Origin of the sequence: Streptomyces sp. NPDC021093 (assembly GCF_044333135.1) — a bacterium.
GTDB lineage: Bacteria > Actinomycetota > Actinomycetes > Streptomycetales > Streptomycetaceae > Streptomyces.
This window is the reverse complement of the sequence record NZ_JBIRQJ010000006.1, coordinates 369,077-386,898: the sequence shown is the minus strand read 5'-3', so window position 1 is coordinate 386,898 and position 17,822 is coordinate 369,077. Positions and strand designations below refer to the sequence as shown.

Below are 17,822 nucleotides of genomic sequence, written 5' to 3'. Positions count from 1 at the left end.
GTGCCGTGGGTTGTCGGTGCCGGTCCTGTGCTGCGCCGGTGCCGGTCCGGCCGGTCCTGCGCCGCGCCCGGTCCGGTCCGGCCGGTCCGGTGCTTCCCGGTGGGCCGGTCAGTCCTTGAACTTCGGGGCCGGTGGTCCCGTGCTCTCGCCGAGGCCCGCTTCGAGCCAGGTCTTGTACGACGCCGCCCAGCGGGCCTTGCTGTACTCCGCGAGGACCTTGTTGATCCGGCGCACCAGATCGTCGTCGTCCTTGTTCGTCGCGACTCCGTAGTACTCGGTGGTGAACGGGGTGCCCTTCACCTCGATCGCCGGGTCCTGCGCCGCCTGGCTGGCGGCCAGCGCGTTGTCCGTGACGATCGCGTCGGCCTCGCCCAGCTGCAGCCGCACCAGGCAGTCCAGCTGGTTGGGCACGATGTACTTCGGATCGTCGAACAGCGCGCCGTGCGACTCCTTCCTCATCGCGTCGAACGCGGTGGAGCCCGCCGCCGTGCAGACCCGCTTGCCCTTCAGCGAGTCGTCGTACCCGGTGATCCCGGGCCCCTTCGGGGCCAGGACCTGCTGCCCGGCCCGGAAGTAGGCGTGGGAGAACGCCACGTCCTTGATCCGGTCGCAGTTGACCGTCATCGTCCGCACCACGATGTCGACCTTGTGGTCCTGCAGCGCCACAATGCGCTGACTGGTCGGTATCGCACGGTAGATGACCTTGTCGGGGCTGCCGAACAGCTCCGTCGCGATCGCCTTCACGATGTCGATGTCGAAGCCTTCGAGCTGACCGCTGGCCGGGTTGCGGTAGCCCCAGCGGTAGCTGTTCTGGTCGATGCCCGCGACGAGCTTGCCCTCGGTGTCACCGGTCCGGGACTTGATCCGCTTGATCGCGGGCCCGTCCAGGGGGGACGGGCGCAGGCTCGCCTCCGGACTCTCGCACTCGTCGGCCTTCCCGGACAGCGCGGCGACCGTACCGCTGCCGGGCGAGGACACCGGGTCCGAGCCGCCGCCCGCGGCGTCCGGCAGCGGCAGCACGGCCACGCCCGCCGTCAGCACACAGGCCGAGGCCAGCGCGACGAGACCCAGCCGCCAGCCGCCCCGCAGGGTGCGTGCCCTTCCGCTCCCGGCCGTCCGGGCCCCTGCCGATCCGGTCCGTCCCATCGCACTCCCTCCGGCCACCTGGTCCCGCGCCTCCTGCCGGTCCCGCGCCTCCTGCGCGTCGCGCGCGCTCATCACCTGAACTCCGAAAGCCTGCGCCCGATGCCCAGCAGCGCCGCCGCCGCGGCGAGCACGGCCAGCACCGCCGCTCCCACCGCAAGACCCGACAGCGCGCTCCGGCCGCCCTCGGCGGCCTCGGTGAACTCGCGCTGCTCCCACTCCAGGGCCTTCGCCAGTGCCTCGTCAACCTCGCCGAACGACTCACCGGTCGAGGTCTTCTCCCCGATGACCTTGTCCAGCGCCTTGTCGTAGTTGCCCTGGTCGTCGGTCCTGCGCGCGTCCGCGTGCCGGGTCTGCCACTCCTTGACGCCGGCGGCGGCCCGCTCGACCGGGGCGCTGCCCCCGTCGTCCTCGGCGAGCTGCTGCGCCCGGTCCAGCTCCCGCTTGAGGGCGGCCATCCCGGTCGTGTAGTCGACGTCGTACTTGTCCTTCTTGTCCTTCGTGGAGACCGCGCCCCGCGAGACCAGCGTGAGGTTCTCGTTGGCGCGGGCCTGGAGGGAGCTGATCCGGGCGTCGTTGAGGACCTTCAGCGACTCCTGGCCGTTCGCCCGGGAGTCCGCCAGACCGGCGGACGCGACCGTGTGCCCGACGGCGAGCCACAGCAGGACGGCGGCCGAGGCGACGGTCGCGGTCAGCAGGCCCTGGTTGAACACCCGGTTCGTACGGCGGTAGTTGCGGCGTTGGGCCCAGCCGAGGCCGCCGAGCGCCACCACACCGAGCCCCAGCGCCAGATACGGCAACGCGCTCGCGTCGTCGTAGTCGCGGTAGAGGCGGTCGGTCTCCTCGTCGTACAGCTTCTTCGCGGCGGGCAGCAGCTGGGTGGTCATCTGCTCGTTGGCGTACCGCAGGTAGGCGCCGCCGAGGGGGAGGCCCTGACGGTTGTTGGCGCGGGCCCGCTCGATCAGGCCCGTGTACCGGGGGAGCCACTGGTTGAGCCGGGTGATCTGCTGCCCCGACGCGCTCTCGCCCGAGGTGTTCGCCGCGGCCTTGACCAGCAGGCGGGACGCCTCGGCGATGTCGTCGTTGTACTTCTTCGTCACGGCGGGCGGCTCCTGCGCGCCCGCGAGGAAACCGCTCGCTGCGGAGGTGTCGGCGTCGGCCAGCGAACGGTAGATGCTCGCGGCGTCGGCGGACAGCGGCTGGCTGCGCGTCACCACGTCGTCGGCGGCCGTCGCCCGGTCGGAGACCTGCCAGGCGGTCACCGCGCCGAACGCGATGACCAGGGCGGCCACCACGGCCCCGATGATCCGCAGCCGTCCGGGTTCGGTCGTCGCCCCGGCCCGCAGCCGGTCCATGCCCTCGGCCCATGCGCTGGTGCGCACCGGCGGTGGTTGCTGCGGCCCCGGTGCGCCGGGCCCGGGCGCGGTCGGCGCGGGCGCCACCGCGGTCCCCGCTGGGCCGCTCATCGGCGGGTGTGCCACGTGACCTCCCCCTCGGTCGTGGACGGCTGGCCCGTCTCCCGGCGGGCTTCCCTCCTCATGAATACGTCGGAGAGATCCGTTTGGTTCCCGTACGGGGCCCGCGGGCGATCAGCGCGCCGGTCGGTCCGAGGACCGGGACGGTGATCGGCCGGGAGAGACCGTTCGTTGCCAAATCGCGCCAGGGACATGCCACTTCGCGGCCAAATCCTATGCCGACGCGGGGTCCGGGGCCATGGGGCTCCGGACCCCGCCCGTGTCGTCCCCAAATGCTCGGGTACGGCGCGGGCGGCGGCCGGCGAAAGCGCTGGTACGGGGGCGGCCGGTGAGGGTGCCGGGTACGGGTGTTACGCGTAGTGCGCCCGCAACGTCCGGTGCGCCCGCGCCGGGGCCGCGACGTGGTCGAGGCCCAGCAGGGCCGCGCCGAGCACCGGCGCCGCCGTGACGACCCGTACGGCCGCCTTCGGCGCCCGCTCGGCCAGCAGGGCCGCGATCCGGCCGTCCAGCTCCGGGTGCCGGGCGGCCAGCACGCTGCCGCCGAGCAGCACCGGCGCCTCCTCCTCCAGGAGGCCGAGCCGGTTCAGCGCCACCGACGACATCGCGACGACCTCGTCGGCCAGCCGGTGCACCAGGGACCGCGCCGCCACGTCCCCCCGCGCACTGACCGCGAACACCAGGGGCGCGACCTCGTGCTGACGCACCGCCGGGATGCGGCCCAGGTGCAGCGCCTCTATGAGGGCGTACATCGACGGCAGCCCGTAGTGCGCGGGCAGCGCGTGCGCCAGCTCCGTCGGCTCCCCGCGGCCGTCCTCCGCGCGGGCGGCGAACCACAGGGCCTCCTCGGCGAGGCCCCCGCCGCCGCCCCAGTCGCCGGAGATCTTCCCGATCGCGGGGAAGCGGGCGGTGCGCCCGTCGGGCAGCATCCCGACGCAGTTGATGCCCGCCCCGCACACCACCGCGACGCCGCGCGGCTCGTCCACGCCGGCCCGCAGGATCGCGAAGGTGTCGTTGCGGACCTCGGTGCTGCGGCCCCAGCCGCGCGCCTGCACCGCGGCCGCCAACTCCTCCTCCTCGACCGGCAGATCGGCGTTGGCGAGGCACGCCGACACATGGTCGACGCCGTCGGCCCCCGCCTCCTCCAGGGCCCGTACGACCGCGTCCGCGAGGACGTCGACCGCCGCCTGCACGCCCACCAGGGGCGGCTGGAACCCGCCGCCCCTGCCGGTGCCCAGGACGTCGCCGTCCGCGCCGACGACGGCGACGTCCGTCTTGCTGTTTCCCGCGTCGATGGCCAGTACGGAGCCACGGGCCCGGGATGCCGTACTCACGCCCACGCCAGGTGCTCCCGGTTGTGCGCGATCAGCTTGTCCGTGAGCGCCTCGGCGTACTCGAACTGCCCGACCAGGGGGTGCGCGAGGAGCGCCTTGAAGACCCGCTCGCGGCCGCCGTGCAGGGCCGCCTCAAGAGCGAGGTTCTCGTACGCCGTGACATGGGAGATCAGCCCCGCGTACATCGGGTCGAGCGCCGGCACCTCAAGAGGCGTCGCCCCGGACGCGTCGATGCGCGCCTGCGTCTCGATGACCGCGTCGTCGGGGAGGAAGGGCAGCGTGCCGTTGTTGTAGGTGTTGACCACCTGCACCGGCGAACCGCCGCCGCCGAGCAGCCCGGACGCCAGGTCCACGGCCGCCTCCGAGTAGAAGGCGCCGCCGCGCTTGGCGAGCAGCTCCGGCTTCTCGTCGAGCGCCGGGTCGCCGTACATGGCCAGCAACTCCTTTTCCATGGCGGCCACTTCGGCCGCCCGGGACGGCTTGGTGCCGAGCTCCCGCACGACCTCGTCGTGCTGGTAGAAGTACCGCAGGTAGTACGAGGGGACGACGCCGAGGCGGTCCACGACGGCGCGCGGCATGTGCAGATCGGCGGCGATGGCGTCGCCGTGCTCGGCGATCAGCTTCGGCAGCAGGTTCTCGCCCGCCGGGCCCCCGAGCCGTACGCCCAGCTCCCAGGTGAGGTGGTTGAGCCCCACGTGGTCGAGGTGGACCTCGGCAGGGGCGACGTCGAGCAGCTTGGCGAACTTCCGCTGGAAGCCGATCGCCACGTTGCACAGGCCCACCGCTTTGTGGCCCGCGTTCAGCAGCGCACGGGTCACGATGCCGACCGGGTTGGTGAAGTCGATGATCCACGCGTCCGGGTTCGCACGGCGGACGCGCTCGGCGATGTCCAGGACGACGGGGACCGTGCGCAGCGCCTTGGCGAGACCGCCCGCGCCCGTCGTCTCCTGGCCGACGCAGCCGCACTCCAGCGGCCACGTCTCGTCCTGGTTGCGGGCCGCCTGGCCGCCCACGCGGAGCTGCAGCAGCACCGCGTCGGCGCCCGCGACGCCCGCGTCCAGGTCGGACGTGGTGGTGATCGTGCCCGGGTGGCCCTGCTTGGCGAAGATCCGGCGGGCGAGGCCGCCGACCAGGTCCAGGCGGTCGGCCGCCGGGTCGATCAGGACCAGCTCGGTGATCGGGAGGGTGTCCCGCAGCCGGGCGAAGCCGTCGATCAACTCGGGTGTGTAGGTGGAACCTCCACCGACTACTGCGAGCTTCATGTGCGTGACCTAGCCCTTCACTCCGGTCAGCGTGACACCCTCGACGAACGCCTTCTGGGCGAAGAAGAAGACGAGGATCACGGGGGCCATGACCAGTACGGTCGCGGCCATGGTCAGATTCCAGTTGGTCTGGTGGGCGCCCTTGAAGGACTCCAGGCCGTAACTCAGCGTCCACGCGGCCGGGTTCTCCGACGCGTAGATCTGCGGGCCGAAGTAGTCGTTCCACAGGGCGAAGAACTGGAACAGGGCGATCGCCGCGATGCCGGGCTTGGCCATCGGCAGCACGATGCGGATCAGCGTGCGGAACTCGCCGCAGCCGTCCACCTTCGCCGCGTCCAGGTACTCGTTGGGGATGGTCAGCAGGAACTGCCGCAGCAGGAAGATGGAGAACGCGTCGCCGAACGCGAGCGGGATGATCAGCGGCCACAGCGTGCCGGTCAGGTCCAGCTGCTTCGACCAGAACAGGTACATCGGGATGATGACGACCTGCTGCGGCAGCATCATCATCGAGATGACCAGCATCAGGGAGAGATTGCGGCCCCTGAAGCGGAACTTGGCGAGCGCGTACGCCACCGGTACCGACGAGACGACCGTCAGGACGGTGCCGAGGCCCGCGTACAGCAGGCTGTTCTTCCACCAGGTGAGGAAGCCCGGCGTCTCGAAGACCTTGACGTAGTTGCCCCACTCCCAGGTGTGCGGCACCAGGTCGCTGGTGAGCGCCTGCTGGTCGCTCATCAAAGAGGTGAGGAAGAGGAAGACGAACGGCAGCACGAAGAACAGTGCCGCCGCGATCCCCAGGGAGTGCACGCCGATCCAGTGCAGCGCGGCCTTGCGGCGTGCGGTGCGGTGGGCGGGGGTGGGCGCACCGGGGCCGTCCGAGTTGAGCGTTCGCTCAAGTGTCGTGGTGGACATGGGAGTTAGTCACCTGCCTGGAGGAGGCCGCCGCGACGTCGCATCAGCAGGGCCGTGAAGGCCATCGCCAGGACGAACAGGACGAGCGCGGTGACCGCGGCCGCGCCGTAGTCGAAACGCTGGAAGCCGAGGTTGTAGACGAGCTGCGGCAGGGTCAGGGTCGACTTGTCCGGGAAGCCGGGCTCGAACTGCTGGCCCGAGTTGCCGATGATGCCGGAGGCGACCTTCCCCGCCACGTACGGCTGGGTGTAGTACTGCATCGCCTGGATGACGCCCGTGACGACGGCGAACATCACGATGGGCGAGATGTTCGGCAGCGTCACGAAGCGGAACCGCTGCCAGGCCGAAGCGCCGTCCAGCTCCGCCGCCTCGTACTGCTCCTTCGGCACGTCGAGGAGCGCGGCCATGAAGATGACCATCAGGTCGCCGATGCCCCACACCGCGAGGATGGTGAGCGCCGGCTTCGAGAAGGCCGGATCGGTGAACCAGTCGGGGGTGGGCAGACCGAGGTTGCCCAGGATCTCGTTGACCGGTCCCGTGCCCGGGTTCAGCAGGAAGACGAAACCGAGGGTGGCGGCCACCGGCGGCGCCAGATAGGGCAGGTAGAAGAGGGTGCGGAAGATTCCCGTAGCCGTCTTGATCTTGGTGATCAGCAGGCCGATGCCGAGGCCGAAGACGACCCGGCACAGCACCATCACGACGACCAGCCACAGCGTGTTGCGCATCGCGGGCCAGAAGTTCGGATAGTCCTCGAAGACGTACTTCCAGTTGTCGAAGCCGTTGAACACCGGTGCGGCGAAGCCGTCGTACTTCGTGAACGAGAAGTACACGATGGAGATCAGCGGGTACGCGAAGAAGACCGCGAAGCCGATCAGCCAGGGAGACAGGAAGGCCGCCGTGCGAAGCGCTGACTTCCTGCGCTTCGTACGGAGCGTGTGCGTGGTCATGACGGGACTACTTCGCCTTCGCGATGTCGGTGTCGATCTGCTGGGCGAGCTTCTCCAGACCCGCCTTCAGGTCCTTCTCGTTGCCCTTCTCGTACCGGTAGCCGAACTCCTGGATGGAGTTCAGGTACGAGGCGCCGTTGATCGCACCGGACGGGGTGTTGGACTTCTGGTGCTGGGCGATGTCGAGGAAGGTCTTGAACTCCGGCCCGTTCTTCAGCTTCGGGGACTTCAGCGCCTCGAAGGTCGACGGCACGTTGTGGATCGCGTTGGAGAACTCCACGAGCGTGTTGGTGTCCGTGGTCATGAACTTGATGAGTTCCCACGCGGCGTTCTGCTTCTTGCTCTGCGGGGCGATGCCCATCACCGTGCCGGACAGGAAGCCCTTGCCGTAGTCGGCCCGCTGGCTGTCCGGAACCGGCATCGGCGCCACACCGATCTTGAACGGCACCTTGGCCTTCTCCGCCATCCCGAGCCGCCACTCGCCGTCCAGCTGCATTGCGACCTGGCCGGTGTGGAACGGGTGCTTCGGGCTGAACTCGTCGCCGAAGGTGTTGCGGAACTTCTCCAGCTTCTGAATTCCGCCGAGGTCGTCCACGAGCTTCTTCTGCGTCGTGAACATCTCCGCGAAGGCCGGGTCCTTGGCGACGTTGGACTTGCCGTCCTTGTCGAAGTACTCCGGACCCCAGGAGCCGAGGTAGTGCTCGGTGGTCGTCTCGTAGCCGTGGTAGGCGGGCATGAAGCCCAGCTGCTCGAAACCGTCGCCCTTGGCCTTCGTCAGCTTCTTCGCGGTCGCGGCGAGCTCGGACATCGTCACCGGCGGCTTGGCGATCCCGGCCTTCTCGAAGGCGTCCTTGTTGTAGTACAGGCCGTACGCGTCCGCGAGCAGCGGCAGCGCGCAGCGCTTGCCCTCGAACTGCGTGTAGTCGAGCAGGACCTTCGGGAAGGTCTTCTCCAGATCCAGCTTCGACTTCTCGATGAACGGCTTCAGGTCCGCGAAGGCGCCCGAGGAGCAGAACTTGCCGATGTTGGACGTGGTGAACGACGACACGACGTCCGGGCCGTTGGAACCGCCGCTGCGCAGCGCCTGGTTGAGCTTGTCGTCATTGATGTTGCCGACGACCTTGACCTTGATGTTCGGGTGGGCCTTCTCGAAGCGGTCGACGTTCTCCTCGATCGCCTTGACCTCGTCCGGGGAGGCCCAGCCGTGCCAGAAGTTGATCGTGGTGTTGGCCTTCGGGTCGTCCTTCGCCGTGTTCTCGGCGGAGCCGGTACAGGCGGTCGCGGCGACGGATATCGCGGCGACGGCGAGGGCGGCGGCGGACAGGCGACGGTTTCTGCGCATGACAGGGCTCCCAGGGGCAGGACGGGGACACAGGGGGGACACAGGGGACACAGGTGGGGACACAGGGTCGGTACGGGACGCGGGGGACTTGGCGGGACGCGGGGGTGTCACGGGACGCGGGGTCTCAGCGCGACGAGGTGTCGAACACCTCGTCGCGGGTGGCCTCCAGGGCGCTCTGCAGCGCACCTCTGAGCACGGGATCCTGCTGGATCTCACCGATCACGAGACGCGGACGGGGCGCGGCCAGATCGGCCAGCTCCGTCTGTACGAGGGCCCGCAGCGGCTCGCCGCCCGCGGCGGTCACCGCCCCGGACAGCACGATCAGCTCGGGGTCGAGCACGGCCACCACGGAGGCGAGCCCGGTCGCCAGCCGCTGCGCGAACTCCCGCAGCAGTCCGGCCAGTTCGGCCTCCCCCTCGGCGGCCTTCGCCAACAGTCCGGCGGCCACCTGCACGGCAGGCTGCTCCGGGGTCTCGTAGCCGAGCTCCCTGGCGATCCGCGGTACGGCGACCGCGCCGGCCAGCTCCTGGAAGCCGCCCCCGTTGGCCTGCGCCACCCGCCGCATCAGCGGGGCGCCGGGCACCGGCAGGAAGCCCACCTCGCCCGCGCCGCCGGTCCGGCCGCGGTGCAGCCGGCCGCCGAGGACGAGGGCCGCGCCGAGGCCGCCCTCCGCCCACAGCAGCACGAAGTTCTCGTGGCCGCGTGCCGCACCGAGCCGCTGCTCGGCGACCGCCGCCAGGTTCACGTCGTTCTCGTACACGACCGGCATCGGCAGCACCGCAGCCAGCTCGTCGAGCAGCGTGGGGGAGTGCCAGCCCGGCAGGTGCGAGGCGTACCGCAGCCGTCCCGTGCTCGGGTCGAAGGCGCCCGGCGTGCCGATGACGACCCGGTGCAGGTCGCCCCGTGCCAGACCGGCGTCCTGCGCGGCGCCGTCGACCGCCTGCGTCACCTGACGTACGACACCCGTCGACGAGCGCCCGGGCGTGAGGAGTTCGAAGCTGCCGACGGTCTCGCCCGTGAGGTCGGCGACGGCGGCGCGGATCCGGGCCGGGGTGACGTCGAGGGCGGCGACGTGGGCGGCGCCCGCGTTCACCGCGTACAGCTGCGCGCTGGGTCCTGGACGGCCCTCGCTGGTGCCGGTGGCGACGACGAGCCCGGCCGCTTCGAGGCGGGCCAGGAGCTGGGATGCGGTCGGCTTGGAGAGCCCGGTGAGCTTGCCGATCCGGGTGCGGGAGAGGGGCCCGTGCGCCAGCAGCAGGTCCAGCGCGGCACGGTCGTTCATCGCGCGCAGGACGCTCGGAGTACCCGGTGTACCAGGCGTTGTGGCCATGACGATGTCACCCGCCTCTCGGCTGCCCGCTCTCCCAACCACGTTGTTAGGAAAGTTTCCTATTCGGTGGAAGGAACGTAAACGCAGGTGAAAGGAGCGTCAATGGGAAGCGCCCCCGAGGCAACCAAAGCGTTACCTGCGGGGGCGCAGAAAGGGGTTCTCGCGGTACGAAGCCGGGCGTACCGCCGCCTCTTTGAGGAGCGGGCGAGGAGCGGGCCCGGCGTCGGCCGCAGCGTGCTTCTTCGGCTGCGGCCGCGGCCACCGCTACGGCTTGCTGAGGTTCGGGTTCGGTGCGGGGGCCGCCGGGCCGGATCCGGGAGCCGCCCCCGCCGGCGGTATCGGGTTGGACGCCAGCGCCTGCGGGGACAGCGGGTTGGACATCGCGGACGGGGCCGCGACACCCGCCGACGGGTCGGCCGGGTCCGCCTCGACGACCGGGACGGGGCCGCCGACGATCCGGATGCCCGCCTTGTCGAAGGCCTCCTTGACCCGCCAGCGCAGCTCGCGCTCCACCCCGAGCGCCTTGCCCGGCATGGTCTTCGCGGACAGTCGCACGATCATCGAGTCCAGCAGTACGGAGTCCAGGCCGAGCACCTCGATGGGGCCCCAGAGCCGCTCGTTCCACGGCTCGGCCTTCGCCATGTCGTCGGCGACCTCGGACAGCACGGCCCTGATGTTCGCCAGGTCCTCCGACGGACGGACCTGGACGTCGACGCCCGCCGTCGCCCAGCCCTGGCTGAGGTTGCCGATCCGCTTGACCTCGCCGTTGCGGACGTACCAGATCTCGCCGTTGTCGCCGCGCAGCTTGGTGACGCGCAGCCCGACCTCTATGACCTCGCCGGAGGCGACGCCCGCGTCGATGGTGTCGCCGACGCCGTACTGGTCCTCCAGGATCATGAAGACGCCGGACAGGAAGTCGGTGACCAGGTTGCGCGCACCGAAACCGAGCGCCACACCGGCCACACCGGCACTCGCGAGCAGCGGCGCCAGATTGATGTTCAGCGCACCCAGCACCATCAGCGCCGCGGTGCCGAGGATCAGGAACGACGCCACCGAGCGGAGCACGGAGCCGATCGCCTCGGAGCGCTGGCGGCGGCGCTCCGCGTTGACCAGCAGGCCGCCGAGGGCGGTGCCCTCCACCGCCTGGGCGCTGTTGTTCATGTGCGCTATCAGCTTGGTGATCGTGCGCCGGATCACCGACCGCAGGACGGTGGCGATCACGATGATCAGCAGGATGCGCAGGCCGACGCTCAGCCACGTGGACCAGTTCTGCTCCACCCAGCTCGCGGCGTTGCTCGCCTTCTCGGCGGCCTCGTCGAACGTGACGGGATCGGCGGGCGGTTCTGCGACCGGTCGGGCGGACCAGGACACCTCGGGCACCTCCATGGGATGTGGCAGACCCACCACACTAACGGGGCAAGGTGAAGGACCCTGTTGACATCGCGCCGCGGGGGCTGTGGTCCGCGACACCACGGCGGGCCGGTTCCTCCATGCAGGTGCTGTGGTGCAAAACACTCCCGGCCCGTTACCCGGACGTGGTGGCGCCGCGACCAGGCATGAGGGGAGACTGGTCCTGAATCGTCCCGGCGCGAGCCACGCGCCGCCGGCGTCATAGGAGGCATCCGTGCCGCATGTCCTGGTCCTCAACGCGTCGTACGAGCCTCTCGGCGTCGTACCGCTCCGCCGTGCGCTCGTCCTCGTCCTCGAAAACAAGGCTCTCTGCCTGGAGGAGTCCGGCGCCTTCCTGCACAGTGCGACCCGGGTCGTCCCCGCTCCCAGCGTGGTCCGGCTGAAACGGTTCGTAAGGGTCCCCTACCGGGGTCCTGTTCCCCTCACCCGCCGTGCGCTCTTCGCCAGGGACGGCGGGCGCTGTATGTACTGCGGTGGCGTCGCAACCAGCGTCGACCACGTCATTCCGCGCAGTCGCGGCGGACAGCACGCCTGGGAGAACGTGGTGGCGGCCTGCCGTCGCTGCAATCACGTCAAGGCCGACCGGCACCTTCTGGAGCTCGGCTGGCGGCTGCGCCACCAGCCCGCTCCGCCGTCCGGTCTCGCCTGGCGCATCATCGGGACCGGGCACCGGGATCCGCGCTGGCTCCCCTATCTGCAACCTTTCGGTGCGGATGACGCCCTGGCCCGGATCGACGGGACTTCGGTGAGAACCGGAGTCGCCTGAGACCGGGACTTTTTTGTCTGTACGGGTACGTCCGTGGGGTTGAGCGAACGCTTTGAGCGGTCGCTCAACCCCACGGGGCGTTTCCCGCGCTCTTCCCCGACCTGCGGAACCCTCCCCGGCCTACGGAGCGACCGCGTACGCCTCCACCGACCACAGCGAGTACCCGAACCGGGTCGCCCGCTCGTCGCCCTGCACCCGTACGAACTTCGCGTCCGGCGCGTCGAAGCGGACCGTCTCCCGGCCGCCCCTGCCGTCCCGCACGGTGGCCGCCGTGCGCCAGCTGCGGCCGTCGGCGGACACCTGGACGCGGTACGCCTTCGCATAGGCGTCCTGCCAGGTCAGGACGACCTGACCCACCCGCGTCGGCTGCTCCAGCTCCAGCTGCCACCACCCCGAAGGACCGGCGGGCGACGACCAGCGGGTCCCCGCGTTGCCGTCGGCCGCCGCGGCGGCCGGGAAGTCGGCCGTCTCGTCGCCCGACGACGACGCCTTCCCGGTACGTACGAGATCGGGGCCCGCGGTGCGCGGCGCCGCCCGTACGGTGAGCACCTGCTCCTCGCCCCCGCTGAACGACACCGGGATGCGGTACTCGCCCGCCGGAGTGCCCTTCGCGACCTTGATGTCGAGCGGTACCGCCGCGTCCGTGCCGCGCGGCACGACGGTCGCCTTCGGGGCCACCACCTCGATGCCCTTCGGCGCCTTCGCGACCAGCCCCCCGCGCACCTCGCCGGGCCGCTGCCCGGTCAGCGCCGCCTGCACGCGCGCGGCAGGCCCGCCGATCTCGGCGTCGACCTCCTTGCGGGACAGGGAGAGCCGGGCCTCGGGCTCGTCCGCGAACCACGGCACCATCCGGTGCACCTCCGGCTCCCCGGACGTCCACGCGAGCCGCACCGCGTCCACGCGCGTGCCGCCGACGGGCGTCTGCGTCCAGCCGTCGGCGGTGAGCACGCCCACCTTCCGCCAGCCCTCGCCCGGCACGTGCACCTCCACCGCGGCACCGGTCGGCCCCGGGGCGGTCATCGTCGTCACCGCCGACACCGGCCGCGGATGCTTCAGCCGCACCGTGTACGTGCCCGGCCCCCGCGAGACGCTGCCCGGCTCGCGGTCCGCCCCGGTCCACGCGGCCCCCTGCCGCACCGCCTTCGACAGGAACGGGTCGAGCACCCCCTTGCCGACGGTCACCCGGGGCGCCTTCAGCGCCGCACGGGAGGAGTCCAGGGCGAGCGACGCGCGCCAGGCGCCCGCACCGTCCCCGGCCGCCTGTGCCTGGAGCATGTCGACGGCCTGCTCGCCCGCCGCGCCGACCCGCGCGAACCGGTCCATCCAGGGCCGCACTTCGTCGTCGAAAGCGCCCCCTGCGGCCTTGTCGAGACGCTGCGGGGTCTCCCTCATCACCGTGAACGCGGCCCGCAGCCGCTGCGCCGCCGCGTCCCTCTTCGAGGCGTCGGCGGACGAGCGGGACTTCCAGAACGCGTCGATCAGCGGCCGCAGGTACGCCGACTCGTGCGCCGGGTCCAGGATCGACGAGGCGTGGTTCCCGGCGAACGCGCGCATCGCCTCGCGGGCCTTGGCGTCGCCGCCCGCGAGGTCGTCGATCGCCGCCTGCCAGGACTCCTGCGGCTGGTAACCACGAGGGTTCCAGGCGAAGTCGGCAGCCGTGAACAGCGGAATGCGGGACGCGGAGGGCTGCTCCATGGCGTTGGACAGCAGAGCGGCGCTGCGGCCCGCCACGGCCGGTTCACGGCCCGTGTAGGGGCCGAGGAAGATGCGGTCCTGCGCGTAGTCGTTGACCGGGTAGTTGTCCATGGTCACCAAGGGGTGGCCGAACGCGGCCCGGGTGGTGACCAGTTCGCGCCCGCTGATGGTGCGCGGCACCACGCCGACACCCGTCCACGCGACCTGCACACGCGGATCCAGCTCGGTGGCCAGCGCCCGCCGGTAGGCGGTCGCCCCGTCCTGGTAGAACTCGGTCGGCATCAGCGACAGCGGCTCGGCGCCCGGGTGCCGTTCGGAGAGGTGGCGGGCCACCGCGCTCGCCACGCGCGCGTGCGCCTTCGCGGCCGCCTCGGGTCCCGAGCCGAACACGTCGGCGTCCTGACCGCAGTGCCACTCGCTGTAACTGACGTCCTGGAACTGCAGCTGGAAGACCCGCACCCCCAGCGCCCACATCGCGTCCACCTTGCGGGTGAGGGCGCGGACGTCCCGGTCGTCGGACATGCACATCGCCTGCCCCGGCGCCACCGCCCAGCCCAGCGTCACGTGGTTGCGGCGGGCGTGCTCGGCGAGCACCCGGAAGGAGGTCCGCTCGGCGGCCGGGTAGGGCTCGCGCCACAGCGCCTGCCGGTACGGGTCGTCGCCCGGCGCGTACAGGTAGCGGTTCTGCTTCGTACGGCTCATGAAGTCGATCTGGGCGAGCCGCTGTTCGGTGCTCCAGGGGCGGCCGTAGAAGCCCTCCGTCATGCCCCGCACCGCCGTTCCCGGCCAGTCCCGGACGACGACGCCCGCGATGCTGCCCCCGGCCCCGCCCGCGGCGCTGTCGGTGCGGACCAACTGCCGCAGCGTCTGCGCCGCGTGGAACATGCCGTCCCCGCCGACGCCGTCCAGCGCGACCGTGTCGCGCCCCGCGACCTGTCCGACCGCGACCCGGTAGCCGCCCTGCGGCAGGTCCGCGCGGGCCGGCGCCCGGAGCGCCTTCAGCGCGTCCTCCGCGTCACCCGCCCGTACGACCAGGCCGCGCGGCGGCAGTGCCTCGCCGGGCGCCACCTCATAGAGGGTGTGGGCGCCGGCGCCCCTGAGCACGCTCCGCAGGGCGTCCACCGCGTACGGGTCGGTGCCCGGTGCGACGACCAGCACCGCCTCGTCACCCACCGGTACGCCGGGACCGGCGGCCCGCATCGACTGCGGACGCGGCCACACCGGCGGCAGCGAGGCGTCACTGTCGCGGTCCCGGGCGGCGGGGGTGGGGACGTCCGGCGCGGGCGGTGCGGCGGCCGCGACCGGCGCACCGCCGAGCAGACCGCCCATCACGGCGAACGCGACAGCGGTCGCACCCCTCCTGCGCCCCAGCTGCACGCCGTACTCCTCAGTGTTCATCGCTTCGTGACCTACGGGCGCCGAGCCCATCACCCGTCTGCCAAGGGTGTCAATGCGAGCACCTCGCTGTGTCGCATTTGCCCGCAGAGGTGTGGCGGACAGTCTGCGGCCGTCCGTCCGTTTCCTTCAACTTCTTCCTCCAACTCCCGCCCCGCGGCGCAGATGTGACCCGAGTCACCTTCAACGGCCGGAAATGTCTGCGGTTCCGTCCTGTGGGTATGGCTGCTGTAGTCCGCGTACCCCCACCAAGGGAGGCCCTCCGTGGCCGCTTCCGCCCAGCTCCTCCTCTCGGCCCTGTCCAAACAGGTCTCGGGCCCCGACTCGGGTCTCGACGGATCCTGTGCCTGCGGCTGCGCCGAGCCGCCCCTCACGAGCGAGCCCCCGCTCGCCGACGCGGCGCCGCTGACCAGTGAGCCGCCGCTCACCGACGCCGCACCCCTCACCAGCGAGCCGACGTCGTACGGAACGGCGTCCGGCATGGAGTACCAGTACCCGGGGGTCTAGATGGCCGCAGCAGGGGGGACGGCGCCGGGAGATCCGGCCTCGGGGGACCCGGCGCCAGGGGACCCGGAGCCAGGAGGTCCGGGGTCAGGAGGTCCGGGGTCAGGAGACCCGGGGTCAGGGGCGCTTGCCCGGCTCGCCGCGCTGCACGGTGTCGCCACGTCCTACGCGCCGTCCGAGGACCGCACCGTCCAGGTTCCCGCCGCCACCGTCGTCGAGGTCCTCGCCGCCCTGGACGTCGACGCCTCCACGCCGCACGCCGTGGACGCCGCCCTCGCCGCCCACGGCGCCGCCGCCCCGGAGCGGCTGCTGCCGCCGACGGTCGTCCTGTGGCGGGACGCCCCGGCCCTCCCGGACGCCCTGAGGAGGCTGCCCGAAGACGCCGTCGTGCGCGTCACGACCGAGCAGGGCGAGGCCAGGCAGTGGCCTGCGCCGCCCCCCGCACCCGGCGAAGGGCCCGACGCCCCCGCCGCCCACTGGGCGGAACTGCCGCTCGGCGTCCACGCGTTGGCCCTCCTGCTGCCCGACGGCCGCGAGGCCTCCTGCCACCTCGTCGTCGCCCCCGCGCGCGTACCCGCGCCGCAGGGCCCCCGGCACGGCTTCCTCGTTCAGCTCTACTCCCTCCTGTCCGCCCGCTCCTGGGGCATGGGCGACCTCGCCGACCTCGGCGAACTGGCCGCCTGGTCGGGGCGCTCGCTCGGAGCCGGGTTCGTCCAGGTCAACCCGCTGCACGCGGCCGTGCCCGGCACACCGACCGACCCGTCCCCGTACCGCCCGGCCTCGCGGCGCTTCCCCGACCCGGTGCACCTGCGGATCGAGGACGTACCCGAGTTCTCCTACGTCACCGACCCCGCCGACCTGGAACGCCTCACGGACCTGCGCGCCCGCGCCGCCGCCCTGCGCGACGACGTGCTCAACAAGGGCGCCCTGATCGACCGGGACGCCGTCTGGCACCTCAAGAGGCAGGCCCTGGCGATCCTGTGCGCACTGCCGCTCGGCCCCGGCCGCCGCGCCGCCTACTGCGACTTCCTGGCCGAGCAGGGCGCCGCCCTGGAGGACCACGCCACCTGGTGCGCGCTCGTCGAGCTGCACGGCCCCGACCGGCGGAACTGGCCGGGACTGCTCGCCGACCGCGACTCCGCCGACACCGCCCGCGCCCGCACCGGACTCCGGGACCTCATCGACTTCCACAGCAGGCTCGCCTGGCTCACCGACTGCCAGCTCGCCGACGCCCAGCGGGCCGCCCGCGAGGCCGGCATGGCCGTCGGCCTCGTCCACGACCTCGCCGTCGGCGTGCACCCGGGTGGGTCCGACACCTGGTCGCAGGGGTACGCCTACGCGCAGCGCATGTCCGTCGGCGCACCCCCCGACGCCTTCAACGCACACGGCCAGGACTGGGGCCTGCCGCCCTGGCGGCCCGACGCCCTCGCCGAGTCCGGCTACGCCCCCTACCGCAGCCTGCTCCGCAACCTCTTGAGGCACGCGGGAGCCGTCCGCATCGACCACGTCATGGGCCTCTTCCGGCTCTGGTGGGTGCCCGAGGGGCACGAGCCGGCCGACGGGACGTACGTCCGCTACGACGCCGAGGCCATGCTCGCCGTCCTCGCCCTGGAGGCCGACCGGGCCGGAGCCGCCGTCATCGGCGAGGACCTCGGCACCGTCGAGCCGGGCGTGCGCGACGCCCTCGCCGCACGCGGCGTGCTCGGCACCTCCGTGCTGTGGTTCGAACGCGACTGGACGGGCACCGGCCGCCCGCTGCCGCCCGAGGCCTGGCGCGAGGGCTGCGTGGCCACCGCCACCACCCACGACCTGCCGCCCACCGCAGCCCGCCTCACGGGCGACCACGTCGCCCTGCGGCACCGGCTGGGGCTGCTCACCCGCCCGCTGGAACAGGAGCGCGCCGAGGACGCCACGGAGGTCACCGACTGGCTCTCGTACCTCACCCGGCTGGGTCTGCTGCCCGAGGGCAGGGGCGACGAGGAGGCCGCCGTACGGGCCGTGCACCGCTTCCTGTGCGCCACCCCGGCCCGGATGGTCGGAGTGTGGCTGCCGGACGCCGTGGGCGACCGCCGCCCGCAGAACCTGCCCGGCACCTGGGACCAGTACCCGAACTGGCGGCTGCCCCTCGCCGACGCCGAAGGACACCCCCGCACCCTGGAGGAACTGGCCGCCTCACCACGCCTCCACGCCCTCATGGAGGTGCTCCGGACGCCCTCATAGAGGTGCTCCGGACCGCTCATGGAGGTGCCCCGGGCCGCGCCCGGCCCCCTTACGGCACCCCCGGGCGCGCGCCCCACTCAGACGTTCGCT

13 protein-coding genes are annotated in these 17,822 nt (G+C 72.0%); 3 read left to right on the top strand and 10 right to left on the bottom strand.

All coding sequences use genetic code 11. The annotated features are described in order from the left end of the window. Positions 1-108: 108 nt before the first annotated feature. The 9 genes from ACH4SP_RS20755 to ACH4SP_RS20715 all read right to left on the bottom strand — a co-directional run bounded on the left by ACH4SP_RS20755 (position 109) and on the right by ACH4SP_RS20715 (position 11,128). The gene (locus ACH4SP_RS20755; protein WP_398416951.1) at positions 109-1,218 is read right to left on the bottom strand and encodes a glutamate ABC transporter substrate-binding protein; all 1,110 of its coding nucleotides are present in this window, start codon (positions 1,216-1,218) and stop codon (positions 109-111) included. Then, positions 1,218-2,609, bottom strand: a complete 1,392-nt coding sequence (locus tag ACH4SP_RS20750; RefSeq protein ID WP_398417208.1) for a hypothetical protein — start codon at positions 2,607-2,609, stop codon at positions 1,218-1,220. The genes ACH4SP_RS20755 and ACH4SP_RS20750 overlap by 1 nt, the downstream gene beginning before the upstream one ends. 359 nt (positions 2,610-2,968) lie before the next feature. Further along, complete coding sequence (locus ACH4SP_RS20745; RefSeq protein ID WP_398416949.1) at positions 2,969-3,949, bottom strand: N-acetylglucosamine kinase; 981 nt, start codon at positions 3,947-3,949, stop codon at positions 2,969-2,971. Then, positions 3,946-5,211 carry a 6-phospho-beta-glucosidase gene (locus tag ACH4SP_RS20740; RefSeq protein ID WP_398416947.1) on the bottom strand — a complete coding sequence of 422 codons (1,266 nt, stop codon included), beginning with the start codon at positions 5,209-5,211 and terminating at the stop codon, positions 3,946-3,948. The genes ACH4SP_RS20745 and ACH4SP_RS20740 overlap by 4 nt, the downstream gene beginning before the upstream one ends. Before the next feature lie 9 nt (positions 5,212-5,220). Then, on the bottom strand, positions 5,221-6,123 hold the full coding sequence (locus ACH4SP_RS20735; protein ID WP_398416945.1) for a carbohydrate ABC transporter permease: 903 nt from the start codon (positions 6,121-6,123) through the stop codon (positions 5,221-5,223). 5 nt (positions 6,124-6,128) lie between these two features. Next, positions 6,129-7,070, bottom strand: coding sequence for a carbohydrate ABC transporter permease (locus ACH4SP_RS20730; RefSeq protein WP_398416943.1), 942 nt, complete (start codon positions 7,068-7,070; stop codon positions 6,129-6,131). A 7-nt stretch (positions 7,071-7,077) separates the two neighbouring features. Beyond that, positions 7,078-8,412 (bottom strand): ABC transporter substrate-binding protein, encoded by a 1,335-nt coding sequence (locus ACH4SP_RS20725; RefSeq protein ID WP_398416941.1) that lies wholly within the window; start codon positions 8,410-8,412, stop codon positions 7,078-7,080. A 124-nt stretch (positions 8,413-8,536) separates the two neighbouring features. Then, the gene (locus ACH4SP_RS20720; RefSeq protein ID WP_398416939.1) at positions 8,537-9,742 is read right to left on the bottom strand and encodes an ROK family transcriptional regulator; all 1,206 of its coding nucleotides are present in this window, start codon (positions 9,740-9,742) and stop codon (positions 8,537-8,539) included. A 264-nt stretch (positions 9,743-10,006) separates the two neighbouring features. Then, complete coding sequence (locus ACH4SP_RS20715; protein WP_398416937.1) at positions 10,007-11,128, bottom strand: mechanosensitive ion channel domain-containing protein; 1,122 nt, start codon at positions 11,126-11,128, stop codon at positions 10,007-10,009. Between the two features lie 238 nt (positions 11,129-11,366). Here ACH4SP_RS20715 and ACH4SP_RS20710 point away from each other — a divergent pair, with 238 nt between their 5' ends. Next, positions 11,367-11,918: an HNH endonuclease gene (locus tag ACH4SP_RS20710; RefSeq protein WP_398416934.1), complete on the top strand. Its 552-nt coding sequence runs from the start codon at positions 11,367-11,369 to the stop codon at positions 11,916-11,918. A gap of 120 nt (positions 11,919-12,038) precedes the next feature. Here ACH4SP_RS20710 and ACH4SP_RS20705 read toward each other — a convergent pair whose 3' ends face one another. Continuing rightward, positions 12,039-14,990 (bottom strand): beta-N-acetylglucosaminidase domain-containing protein, encoded by a 2,952-nt coding sequence (locus ACH4SP_RS20705; RefSeq protein ID WP_398417207.1) that lies wholly within the window; start codon positions 14,988-14,990, stop codon positions 12,039-12,041. A gap of 282 nt (positions 14,991-15,272) precedes the next feature. On the opposite strand from ACH4SP_RS20705, the gene ACH4SP_RS20700 reads away from it, so the two are divergent. Continuing rightward, positions 15,273-15,515, top strand: coding sequence for a hypothetical protein (locus ACH4SP_RS20700; protein ID WP_398416932.1), 243 nt, complete (start codon positions 15,273-15,275; stop codon positions 15,513-15,515). Next, positions 15,516-17,732 carry a 4-alpha-glucanotransferase gene (malQ, locus tag ACH4SP_RS20695; protein ID WP_398416930.1) on the top strand — a complete coding sequence of 739 codons (2,217 nt, stop codon included), beginning with the start codon at positions 15,516-15,518 and terminating at the stop codon, positions 17,730-17,732. It begins immediately after the preceding gene. Positions 17,733-17,822: the final 90 nt, after the last annotated feature.

Excerpts from the sequence above, each read along its gene's own strand:
- ACH4SP_RS20755 (WP_398416951.1), bottom strand. The coding sequence starts at position 1,218 with ATGAGCGCGCGCGACGCGCAGGAGGCGCGGGACCGGCAGGAGGCGCGG.
- ACH4SP_RS20750 (WP_398417208.1), bottom strand. The coding sequence starts at position 2,609 with ATGAGCGGCCCAGCGGGGACCGCGGTGGCGCCCGCGCCGACCGCGCCC.
- ACH4SP_RS20740 (WP_398416947.1), bottom strand. The coding sequence starts at position 5,211 with ATGAAGCTCGCAGTAGTCGGTGGAGGTTCCACCTACACACCCGAGTTG.
- ACH4SP_RS20735 (WP_398416945.1), bottom strand. The coding sequence starts at position 6,123 with ATGTCCACCACGACACTTGAGCGAACGCTCAACTCGGACGGCCCCGGT.
- ACH4SP_RS20730 (WP_398416943.1), bottom strand. The coding sequence starts at position 7,070 with ATGACCACGCACACGCTCCGTACGAAGCGCAGGAAGTCAGCGCTTCGC.
- ACH4SP_RS20725 (WP_398416941.1), bottom strand. The coding sequence starts at position 8,412 with ATGCGCAGAAACCGTCGCCTGTCCGCCGCCGCCCTCGCCGTCGCCGCG.
- ACH4SP_RS20720 (WP_398416939.1), bottom strand. The coding sequence starts at position 9,742 with ATGGCCACAACGCCTGGTACACCGGGTACTCCGAGCGTCCTGCGCGCG.
- ACH4SP_RS20715 (WP_398416937.1), bottom strand. The coding sequence starts at position 11,128 with ATGGAGGTGCCCGAGGTGTCCTGGTCCGCCCGACCGGTCGCAGAACCG.
- malQ (WP_398416930.1), top strand. The coding sequence starts at position 15,516 with ATGGCCGCAGCAGGGGGGACGGCGCCGGGAGATCCGGCCTCGGGGGAC.